Below are 11,099 nucleotides of genomic sequence, written 5' to 3' on the forward strand. Positions count from 1 at the left end.
TTTCTATGATGCGAAAAATAGTTAGAAATATTATCCCAATACAATTTCGCTCTATGATACAGCGCTTAAGAGGGCGAAGTGTCTATCATGATTATTATTTGATGCACAGATGTATATTTATTCATATACCAAAATCTGCTGGGCAGAGTATCAGTTTGGCTTTGTTTAATGACAAGCACCCCGGTCATTACCCAATAAAAAAGTTTGAATGGGAAAGTCCGAAAAAAAAAGAAGCTTATTTCAAATTTACAGTTGTTAGGAATCCTTGGGATCGACTATATTCAGCTTATAATTACTTGACGAAATTTACACCTTACAAGTCAGATCAGGAGTTTTCAGAGAAGTATTTGAGTGAGTATAAAAGCTTTGAGGACTTTATTTTAAATGGTCTGAAAAAAAAGGAAATTTCAAGTTGGGTTCATTTTCGACCACAATCTGACTTCCTTCTAGATTCGAAAGGCAACTTTGATATTGACTATGTAGCTCGCTTTGAAAATATTGAAGACGGTTTTTTATATATAGCGAAAAGACTTGATGTTGATGTACCTAAGTTACAAAAAGTAAACTCTAGTAATCGTGACTCCAAAAGTTATAAGAAGCATTACTCCCAAGAGACTATTCGTATTGTAGCGAAACACTATGAAAACGATATAAAATTACTTAATTATGAGTTTTAAATATGCTGAGTTATAGAACAGTCCTTTTTTGTTGTGAGTCTCTTGAGCGTTTTCAATTTATAAGCCGTTTAGCAGAGCCAATCAAAGATAAAGCCTTATTGATTACTACAGAACCACTGGTAAAAGTACTGAGTCTTATAAATGGATTTGAGTGTCAATATGTACATAGAATGTCCAATGGTTTGAATCGCGTTACAAATATAAGAAACGATGAGTTGGAAACTACAATAGAAGTCCTTAATGATGCCATGGCTGTTGAGGGGGCTTCGATATGGGCTTCAGCTATTGAAAGTACGATTTCTAAAAAAAAGTTTTCAAGAATAGAAAAAGTTGTTATTTGGAATGGTCAGCAAGTTTTAGGTAAAACGGTTGCTAATTATTACCGAAGTAAAAATGTGACCACTTTGTTTTTGGAGCTATCAAACTTACCTAAGAAAATATTTGTTGACAGAAAAGGGGTTAATGCTCAGTCTTCAATAGAAAATTTTAATCATCTACCACCTATTAATGAAGCTATTCATAAGCAGTGGCTGGATGATTACAGGTTATATAAGACCTCTCCGCCACCTCAAGCAAGTGTTAACCATAAAAAGAAGGTATTTAGCGCCCTTAATTTATTTTTGAAAGAAATTTTCTTTAGTAGAAATATCCACCCTACTTCACTCATTAAGCATAAGGTTGGTGCGGAATTTGAAACGGATATTGTTAGCCTGGAGGATGACTATTTTTTTGTGCCATTGCAGGTTTCGGGGGATACCCAAATAAAAATAAACTCGAAATACAACAATGTAGATTTGATTGTTTATAGTGCTCAAGTGGCAGAAAGGGTGGGTGCTAAGTTAGTGGTTAAAATACATCCTGCAGAAAGTAGTGTTAGCCAGGTGGAGTGTATTCTAAGCCTTAAGGAGAAACTAAATTTCTTGCTCTCGAATCAAAATACAGTCGATTTATTGTCGAATTCAAAGAAAGTTATAACTATAAATTCCACGGTTGGCTTAGAGTCCATGATTCTCGACAAAGATGTAGAGGTTATAGGTGAAGCTTTTTATAAAGATTTCACACGAGATGACTTGCTTAAGTATATTCATGGTTATCTTGTTGATGGTGTTGACTACTTTTCGGATGAATCTATTGAACTGTCGAAAGTTCTGGAAATATTAGATAGATAATTCTGGTAAGAATTTTTAATGTGCGCTGTTTATAGTGTGATCGGTGATTTCATGATTGATGTATGTTTCATTAAAACTGGTAAGGCTTTTATACCTGAAGCTGATGCGTATAGTAAGTTTCTCAATTGTAGGGGGCTCTCTACGTCCGTTGTAGAAAGCGAGTTAGAAGCGAGTGAGCTGAAAGCTCGCTTATACTATCGGTTTGGTGGTGTATTGAGAGGTTGCATTGTAAAAGGAACGCCAGAAGTTCATGAATATCACACAGCAAGTGTTGGTCGATTCGCTTTTCTTAAGAATATATCGAAATCAATCTTAGCTTCCAAACCTAAATATTATTCATTTTTAAATGCCTTTGTTGAAGGAGAGTATTATTTCAGTCGTCAAATTCCTCGTTTCTATCGTGATATGGGGGCAAGCGATGCGGTATTATCATTACGCTCCATAAACTGTGAAAAGGAGTTTGATGTTTGTTATTTCGGAGCGATAAGTCAACGGAAGAATGTAGTGCCCGCCATTTCCGATTTAGCACGCCAAGGTTTCTCTATCGTGGTTGCTGGGCGTACTAACTCTGACGATGAATTATTGCTGAGTCAGATGAAGGGAGTAACCTTTCTTGGCATGCTTGATAGAGACCAAGTCCTACATTACCTGTCTAAGTCTAAAGCGGGGCTAAATATTATGCCTGACGAATACCCATTGACTCGGCAAACATCAACAAAAGTTATTGAATACTTGGTTGCTGGGCTACCTGTTATTTCCAATCAGTATGAGTGGATAAACGAACATAGCAGGCGTTATGGCTATGACTTCGCTACTATTAGCTCGTTAGATAAGAGAACTTTTCAATCGCTTATTAACAACCCCAATGCAATAATTAGCTTGGAGAAAGCGAAAAAATTCACATGGGAAGAAATCCTTCTAGAAATTGACTTTCTAGGTATCATTAACCGACTTATCAAGTGATGAACGTGCGTTAGGCTATGACAAAGAAATCTCTACTTTATATTATTACTCGCTCTGATGTTGTAGGGGGGGCGAGCATTCATCTTATCGATCTCATTCGTTACGCTAAAGTGGAGGGCTATGAGGTTCATGTCGCACTTGGTGGTGAAGGTGAATTTAGTCGATACCTCCAAGACAATGAACCATGCCAAGTGCATTGCCTTTCTTACCTGCAGCGTGAACTTGATTTGCGCTCTGACATTAAAGCGATTCGTGAAATACGGGCGTTAATAAAAACTGTCTCACCTGAACTCGTTCATTTGCATTCTGCTAAGGCTGGTTTGGTCGGTCGTTTGGCTACCATTGGCTTGAGGGTTCCTCGTGTATTCACCATTCATGGTTGGCCGTTTACCAATGGAATTCCCAGAACTCGTAAAGCTTTATATCTGACGATTGAATGGATAATGTCGTGGCTACCTACCTATGTGATTACTGTCTCTAAACAAGATAGGGCGCTAGCCAAGAAGTACCATTTTGCCAATATGGATAAAATGGTTGCGATCCAAAATGGTGTTGCACCAGCATCATATACAAGCTCAACGACTAATCACGCTATTGATGAGCAAGAGATGTTGAGATTTGCGATGGTAGCTCGATTCGATGAGCCGAAATGTCAGAGTATCCTGCTTGAAGCTTTGGCAATGAGTGACTCACACCGTATCAGTATTGATTTTGTTGGAAGCGGGCCTAGTTTGGAGGCCTGTAAAACCTTGGCTTGCTCATTGGGTGTTGAGAGTAAAGTCCGATTTCATGGCTATTTGGAACCCACTCAAGTGAGAGATGTTTTGTCGAAGAGTCATGGCTTTATTTTGATCTCGAATTGGGAAGGTCTACCTTTGACAATAATAGAAGCAATGTCTGCAGGCTTGCCTGTTATTGCAAGTGATGTAGGTGGAGTTCGTGAGTTGGTTGAGACTGATGTTACAGGGGTAATCATTCCGGTAGAAGATAGAGCAGCGAAGCTAGCGCAAGCATTTGAGCTCTATAGTCAGCACCCGGAACTCCTTGCAGAACACGGTAAGAGGGGGCTAGAGGCTTACAATAAAAGGTTTACGCTCGAGTCGATGCTTAAAAAGACGTTTAGTTTTTATCAAAAGGCGTGCGAATGACGATTTTATTGACGGGTGCAACTGGGTTTATCGGTAAAGAAATACGCAAGCAAGGGCTGGCTGAGTACCGTTGTGTTTCACGCCGTACTCAAGGTGAGCAAGACGACACCTTTTCGGTCGAAAGCATAGATGATCAAACGTGCTGGAGCGGTGCCTTTGATAATTGTGATGCAGTGATTCACTTAGCAGGAGTCGCGCACAATAAAGGCTCATCAGTTGATGACTTTTACGAGATCAATTATAAGGGCACAATGCACTTGGCTAGAAGTGCCGCTTCTGCAGGAGTGAAGCGTTTTGTGTTTGTCAGTACGGTTGGTGTGCTTGGAAATGGTACCGATAGTAAAGGATTAACCAATCACTCGTCAGCTGCCCCACATAATGACTATGCCAAATCTAAGTGGCTTGCGGAACAGGCTCTTTTAGAGTTGCAAGATCAATCTGAGATGGATGTGGTCATTGTAAGACCTCCTTTGGTTTATGGTAGTGAAGCGCCAGGAAACTTTGGTGCTCTTGCTAAGCTTGTGAAATCGTTTCCTTTGTTGCCTTTTGGGCTTGTAAAAAATAGACGCAGTATCATTTCTTGCACAAATTTAGCGGACTTTCTCTATCGTTGCTGTTATTTGCCAGAGGCGACTGGTAAAGCTTGGTTAGTCGCAGAGCGTGAGCCAGTATCTACGCGAGAATTGGTTCGTCAAATCGCGCTGGCGCAGGGGAAGTCTTGTTGGCAATTGTTGGTACCTACTTCATTAATGTACTGGGGAGCGGATCTGTTAGGTAAGCGAGCCATGGCTGAGCAGTTGCTTGGTGATTTAGTTTTGGAAGTCGACGAGACATTTGAGAAACTTGGCTGGGTTCCTCCATATACAATGCAACAAGGTCTTTCTTGCAATCAAAAAGAAGAGTTATAAATGTTACGTATTATCGATTTGGTTTTATCTGTTGTTGGTCTGGTTTTGACACTACCCATTTTGTTGGTTGTGACACTTGTTGGTTACTTTGATACCGGGTCGCCTATCTTTATTCAAGAGCGAGTCGGTCGAGGTAAGCGACCTTTTAAATTGATCAAGTTCCGAACTATGTCTGTAGACACGGCATCAGTTGCGAGCCACCTTGCTAGTCGCAGTTCAATTACTAAATTTGGTGCATTTTTGCGTAAAACTAAAATTGATGAGCTACCACAGCTTATTAATGTCGTTAAAGGTGAAATGAGCCTAGTTGGGCCTCGGCCTAATTTATTTAATCAGGCAGAACTGATTGAAGAGCGTGATAAGTTGAATGTATACGACGCGTTGCCTGGTGTTACTGGATTGGCTCAGGTGAGCAATATTGATATGTCTACACCTGAACTTCTTGCAAAGACAGATCGGAAAATGCTCGATACTCTTACTGTAGGTCGATATTTTGATTACATTATTGCGACAGCAACAGGCAAGGGTGCGGGTGACCGTGTCTCTAAATCTTGATAAAGCTCCCTATTGACTAGAGGTAATAGTGTTTTCTCTTAATCCAATTTGGACCATGCCCAGAGCGGGCAAAAGAGCGGTCAGCTTGTTTTTTGATACTGTCTTCATATTTGTCTCATTTTGGGCAGCGTTTTACTCTCGGATGGGAGCAATAGACGTATTTTGGCAAGATATTGAATATTGGTATGTTTTCGTTTCTGTCACTGTAGTGACATTGGCTGTATTTACTCATTTTGGTCTCTATCGGGCTGTACTTCGGTATTTGGGCTTGCAGGCTGTAGTAACGATAGCTTTTGGTGCCGCGCTGTCTGCACTTTCAATCATACTTTTCTCTTACTATTTTCAGATATTTTTGCCCCGCTCAGTGCCGGTTATTTACGCAACCTTTTTGGTTACATTGAGTGGTGGTGCCCGTCTTTTTGTAAGGTTTTTGATATCTGACTTTTTGATTAGCGGTCGTACACCGGTATTGATTTATGGTGCAGGCAAAGCGGGTCGGCAGCTGTATCAGGTGGTATCGCAAAGTGAGGACTATCGTGTCGTTGCTTTCATTGATGACAACCTGAAAAAACACAAGACGACAATACAAGGAGTCACGATATTTAGGCCCCAGTACATCTCCCGGTTATTGGGAAAGCATCAAGTAGAAAAAGTTTTCCTTGCCGTTCCCAAGGCGTCTCGAAATGAGCGTAAACGTATCATAGAGAGATTCTCAGATTTTCCTATCGAAGTTATGACCATTCCAAGTCTGAGCGATATCGTGAGTGGTGAGCTTAAAATTGAGCAGCTTAAAGAGGTCGCGATTGACGACCTGTTGGGAAGAGACTCTGTTTCGCCTAATCAATTGTTGCTAGAAAAAAACATCAAAGACAAAACCGTGATGGTCACGGGCGCTGGTGGCTCTATTGGCTCAGAGCTTTGTCGACAGATCATTAAATACAAGCCAAGTAGATTGGTTCTGTTTGAAGCGTCAGAGTTCTCGTTGTATAGCATCGAAAGAGAGCTGAACCAAAAAGCCCAAGGTATTGAGATTGTGCCTATCATGGGCAATGTTCAAAACCAGAAAAGATTGGTCAACACAATGACCAGTTTTGGTGTTGAGACGGTTTACCACGCAGCAGCCTACAAACACGTACCGTTGGTTGAATACAACGTCGCTGAAGGTATTCAAAATAATGTGTTTGGTACGTACCGCGCCGCATGTGCAGCGATTGAGGCCGGAGTGTCTTCTTTTGTGCTCATTTCTACCGATAAAGCGGTGCGCCCGACCAATGTAATGGGAACAACCAAACGTCTGGCGGAGCTGGGCTTACAGGCTTTGGCAAAAGGTTATCAGAAAGACCATCAAACCCTGTTTTCGATGGTACGCTTTGGTAATGTACTGGGTTCATCTGGCTCGGTCATTCCGCTCTTTAAGGCGCAAATTGCTAAGGGCGGACCAGTAACTGTCACGCATAAGGACATTATTCGTTACTTCATGACTATTCCTGAAGCTGCGCAGCTTGTGATTCAAGCGAGCGCCATGGCAAAGGGCGGTGATGTGTTTGTGCTTGATATGGGTGAGCCGGTTCGAATTTCAGACTTAGCGAAAAACCTAATTCACCTGTCTGGGCTGGAAGTGAAAGACGACCTTAACCCAGAGGGTGACATTGAAATCCTCTACACAGGCCTAAGGCCAGGTGAAAAGCTGTTTGAAGAACTGCTTATTGGCGACAGTGTTTCCAAGACGTCTCACGATCGCATTATGACCGCCCAAGAAGTCTCAATGGAGCAAGTCGAATACAATCAGTTACTTGACGATTTGCAGCAAGCGGCACAAGATTATGATCAACAAGCGTTGCGACAGCTCATGTTACAAGCACCAACGGGTTTTGTGCCGACTGATGGCATTGGTGACTTAGTTTGGGCTCAATCTAACGTCAACAAATCACAAACAAATTAAAAGACAGAATTATGAAAATTGCAGTTGCTGGAACGGGCTATGTAGGCCTATCGAATGCGATGTTGCTGGCTCAAAATCATGAGGTAGTGGCGGTCGATATTAATGCAGAAAAAGTAGAGATGCTGTGCAATGGGCAATCGCCGATTGTTGATAGCGAAATTGAAGCGTTTTTACAGCGTGATGATCTCAACTTTACTGCAACGCTGGATAAAGAGTTGGCATATCGCGGTGCGAACTACGTGATAGTTGCCACGCCGACAGATTATGACCCGCAGACCAACTATTTCAATACAGGCTCTGTTGAGTCGGTCATTAAAGATGTGATTGCGGTGAATCCGGATGCGGTGATCGTCATCAAATCAACCATTCCAGTGGGCTACACGGTTCGCGTTCGTGAAGAGCTTGGTACAGAGAACGTGTTCTTCTCACCAGAGTTTTTGCGTGAGGGCAGTGCTCTGTATGACAACCTTAATCCATCTCGCATCATTATTGGTGAGCGCAGTGAGCGTGCCAAGGTGTTTGGTGATTTGCTGGTAGAGGGCGCGCAGAAACAAAACATCGACGTACTGTATACCGACTCAACCGAAGCGGAAGCGGTGAAGCTGTTTTCTAACACCTATCTAGCGATGCGTGTGGCGTATTTTAACGAGTTAGACTCTTATGCTGAAGCCTTGGGTCTGGATACGCGTCAAATCATTGGAGGCGTGGCTCTAGACCCTCGTATCGGTGGGCACTACTGCAACCCATCGTTTGGCTATGGCGGTTACTGCCTACCAAAAGACACCAAGCAGCTTCTGGCGAACTATCAAGAAGTGCCGAATAATATTATCGGTGCTATCGTGGATGCGAATCGCACGCGTAAGGACTTTATTGCTGAGTCGATCATGAAGCGCAACCCTAAAGTGGTGGGTGTTTATCGTTTGATCATGAAGTCGGGTTCGGATAATTTCCGCGCATCGAGCATTCAGGGCATTATGAAGCGCTTGAAAGCTAAAGGTATTGAGGTCATTGTGTATGAACCTGTACTTAAAGAAGAGCACTTCTTCCATTCGCGCGTTATCCAGGATGTGGATGCCTTTAAACAAGAAGCTGACTTGATTATCTCTAACCGCATGTTGCCTGAGTTAGAAGATGTCGCGGACAAGGTTTATACGCGTGATTTGTTTGGTAACGACTAAATTCGTTATTGAATTAAATGATAGATATAGAAACGGGAGCAGTGATGCTCCCGTTTTTTGTTCGTGTCTTTTTTACCGTGGTGATTGAATCACTCTTCGGTTTCTTGAGTCTCTTCGTCCTCAAAACTCACATCAAGTGGCTCTTGAGACAAGATGATCCCTGTGTTGTCGGCATACACATAATCTTCTGGCAAGAAAGTCACGCCGCCAAAGTTGACCGGCACATCCACTTCCCCGACATCTGATTGCGTGGCACCAACAGGGATAGAGGCAAGCGCTTGAATGCCCAAATTCATGTCTTCTAGCTCGTCGACTTCACGAATGCAGCCGTAGACAATAATGCCTTCCCATTCGTTGTCCTCGGCCAATTGAGCGATTTCCGCATCAATAAGGGCTTTTCGCAGTGAACCACCGCCATCAATCAACAATATGCGACCTACACCATCTTGCTCTAAAATGTCGCGGATCACACCGTTATCTTCAAAGCATTTCACTGAGGTCACTTGACCTGCAAATGAGGCTCTGCCGCCAAAATTGCTAAACATTGGCTCGACAACATCTACTTGATCTAGGTAGATATCACATAGGGCTGAAGTACTGTATTCCATGGCGGCTCTTCTATGCAGTTTTCAAAAGGGATAAATCGAGTATATCGGTTGAATAGGTCAATGCAATGACAAGGCTCAATTAAGTGATCAGAGTTTGAGCTATAACCACACCAGAAAACAAGATGTTGGTGACTAGTGAGCACTTAACCACAATAGGCATCATCGGGGCGATTTGTGCAGGCTGTGTGGTTTGCCATACCGCGGTACCATGTTTGATGACCACCACCAAGCTCAGTACAAAAGGCAGGCTTATCCAAAGCGGTGATTGCTGCACCGACAAATACATCGCAAATGCACTCACTGCAACGGCGAGTAGGGCAAAGTGATACAACTTAGCCTTGCGCTCACCAAGACGGACCGCAACGGTACGTTTGCCGCAAGCGCTGTCGTTCTCTATGTCGCGCATGTTGTTGACGTTAAGTACCGCAACAGCGAGTAAGCCACAACCAATGGCTGGTAAAAATAGCAGTGTGTCTAAATGGCCGGTGTGAAGGAAATAAGTTCCAGAGACACCGAGCAAACCAAAGAAGATAAACACTGAAATGTCACCAAGTCCTACATAGCCGTATGGTTTATTGCCCACGGTGTAGGCGATAGCGGCTGCGATAGCCAGTACGCCAAGGCCGATAAAGGCGAGGATGTTTTGTAGCGATTCAAGGGCGTGTAACACTAAGAACAATCCAGAAGCGACAGTCAGCACCACATTCAGAATGATGGCTTTTTTCATTTCTAGCTGCGTGACCTCTCCCGACTGAATGGCGCGCATCGGGCCTAGCCTGTTTTCGTTGTCGGTGCCTTTTACGGCATCGCCGTAGTCGTTGGCAAGGTTGGATAGGATTTGCAGCAAAGTTGCTGTCAGCAGCGCGAGCAGCGCCACACTCCATGACATTTCACCTTTAGAAAAGGCAAGGGCACTGCCGGTGATGATAGAAACCAGCGCAAGTGGCAATGTTTTAGGTCTTGCGGCATCGAGCCAAATACGAAAAGAAGAAGTCATGATTACGCTACGAATTAACTGTTTTAAGTAAGTATACGGCAAAATGGGAAGTGGCTAAATACGCACACTAAATATGGTCTTAGTATGGGATTAGTATGATATTGATGGGTGTGTGAAGTGCGCTGAAAATCTTCACGGTTAAGCGGTATAGCATGTGGCGTCTGGCTAGGGGAAAACAAGAGATAACATAGTGAACTCAAACAAAACGAAAAAGCCGTGCGTCTACATCGCTGCATCGAAAGGACGTGGCGTGGTCTATATCGGCGTCACATCTAACCTTTCTGAGCGAATTTGGAAACACAAACACGGCGTGACCGAAGGTATCGTAAAGAAATACAACGTCAATCAACTGGTTCACTACGAATGGTTTGAAACGATGGAAGAGGCTGCGTCAAGAGAGCTGCAATTGCGCCATTGGGAGTGGGCTTGGAAGAATGAGTTGGTGACCAGTAGTAACCCTTATTGGAAGGATTTAAGTCACGAATTATGGTGATGTTAAAGGTTCGTCATTCTTGTACAGACAGGAATCTTCTAGAGGCTTAGTGCGTGCTTGAGTAGACCCCTGCCTGCGCAGGGGGGACGGTAATTTTGAGTGCGGTGATGTTAAAGGCTCGTCATTCCTGTGTAGACAGGAATCTATTTGAGGCTTGGTGCTTGTACTGATGGTCACATAGGTAACACTTTAAACCGGCCACATAGGTAACACCCTATGTTGGCCGAATTACTTTTCCAACAACTTCATCTACAATCCCTAATCTCATTTCTCCAAATCGAAGCAACCAACATCGATTGTCGATATATTCCAAACTAACGTACTCACCTAATAGTCTTCTCGTGACGTAAATGGCTTGCCCGTTAAGTTTAATATAGCCGCCACATTTCACCTTTCTGACTTCATGTTCGCTAGGGTATTCCAGCGGAGGTAATTGATTGGGGAATGGTCGAGGAGACTTT

Annotated in this window: 12 protein-coding genes; 9 read left to right on the forward strand and 3 right to left on the reverse strand. The window is 43.1% G+C overall.

From position 1 onward, the window contains the following. Positions 1–5: 5 nt before the first annotated feature. From L4C42_RS22240 to L4C42_RS22275, 8 genes are read left to right on the forward strand one after another with little or no spacing between them, the layout of a single operon-like run. A complete protein-coding gene (locus tag L4C42_RS22240; RefSeq protein WP_429761778.1) occupies positions 6–677 on the forward strand; it encodes a sulfotransferase family 2 domain-containing protein in 672 nt (223 codons plus the stop codon). A gap of 2 nt (positions 678–679) precedes the next feature. Next, the gene (locus L4C42_RS22245; protein WP_429761779.1) at positions 680–1,846 is read left to right on the forward strand and encodes a capsular polysaccharide export protein, LipB/KpsS family; all 1,167 of its coding nucleotides are present in this window, start codon (positions 680–682) and stop codon (positions 1,844–1,846) included. 51 nt (positions 1,847–1,897) lie between these two features. Beyond that, positions 1,898–2,809, forward strand: a complete 912-nt coding sequence (locus L4C42_RS22250; RefSeq protein ID WP_353497686.1) for a glycosyltransferase family protein — start codon at positions 1,898–1,900, stop codon at positions 2,807–2,809. 17 nt (positions 2,810–2,826) lie between these two features. Next, positions 2,827–3,957 (forward strand): glycosyltransferase family 4 protein, encoded by a 1,131-nt coding sequence (locus L4C42_RS22255; RefSeq protein ID WP_429761780.1) that lies wholly within the window; start codon positions 2,827–2,829, stop codon positions 3,955–3,957. Continuing rightward, on the forward strand, positions 3,954–4,865 hold the full coding sequence (locus L4C42_RS22260; protein ID WP_353497688.1) for an NAD-dependent epimerase/dehydratase family protein: 912 nt from the start codon (positions 3,954–3,956) through the stop codon (positions 4,863–4,865). Before L4C42_RS22255 ends, L4C42_RS22260 begins: the two co-directional genes overlap by 4 nt. After that, positions 4,866–5,420, forward strand: coding sequence for a sugar transferase (locus L4C42_RS22265; RefSeq protein ID WP_353497689.1), 555 nt, complete (start codon positions 4,866–4,868; stop codon positions 5,418–5,420). A gap of 55 nt (positions 5,421–5,475) precedes the next feature. Continuing rightward, positions 5,476–7,362 carry a polysaccharide biosynthesis protein gene (locus L4C42_RS22270; RefSeq protein ID WP_420884615.1) on the forward strand — a complete coding sequence of 629 codons (1,887 nt, stop codon included), beginning with the start codon at positions 5,476–5,478 and terminating at the stop codon, positions 7,360–7,362. 11 nt (positions 7,363–7,373) lie between these two features. Next, positions 7,374–8,540, forward strand: coding sequence for a nucleotide sugar dehydrogenase (locus L4C42_RS22275; protein ID WP_353497691.1), 1,167 nt, complete (start codon positions 7,374–7,376; stop codon positions 8,538–8,540). Between the two features lie 89 nt (positions 8,541–8,629). On the opposite strand, the gene rraA is transcribed toward L4C42_RS22275, so the two are convergent. Beyond that, positions 8,630–9,148, reverse strand: a complete 519-nt coding sequence (gene rraA, locus L4C42_RS22280; protein ID WP_353497692.1) for a ribonuclease E activity regulator RraA — start codon at positions 9,146–9,148, stop codon at positions 8,630–8,632. A 79-nt stretch (positions 9,149–9,227) separates the two neighbouring features. Beyond that, positions 9,228–10,145 carry a 1,4-dihydroxy-2-naphthoate polyprenyltransferase gene (locus tag L4C42_RS22285; protein ID WP_353497693.1) on the reverse strand — a complete coding sequence of 306 codons (918 nt, stop codon included), beginning with the start codon at positions 10,143–10,145 and terminating at the stop codon, positions 9,228–9,230. Between the two features lie 190 nt (positions 10,146–10,335). Between L4C42_RS22285 and L4C42_RS22290 the strand changes: the two genes are divergently transcribed. Beyond that, a complete protein-coding gene (locus L4C42_RS22290) occupies positions 10,336–10,638 on the forward strand; it encodes a GIY-YIG nuclease family protein (RefSeq protein ID WP_353497694.1) in 303 nt (100 codons plus the stop codon). 214 nt (positions 10,639–10,852) lie between these two features. On the opposite strand, the gene L4C42_RS22295 is transcribed toward L4C42_RS22290, so the two are convergent. Continuing rightward, positions 10,853–11,099: hypothetical protein (locus L4C42_RS22295; protein WP_429759926.1), on the reverse strand; the 247-nt coding region annotated here is incomplete at its 5' end.

The sequence above is a fragment of the Vibrio wakamikoensis genome (assembly GCF_050337275.1).
Lineage (GTDB): Bacteria > Pseudomonadota > Gammaproteobacteria > Enterobacterales > Vibrionaceae > Vibrio > Vibrio chaetopteri.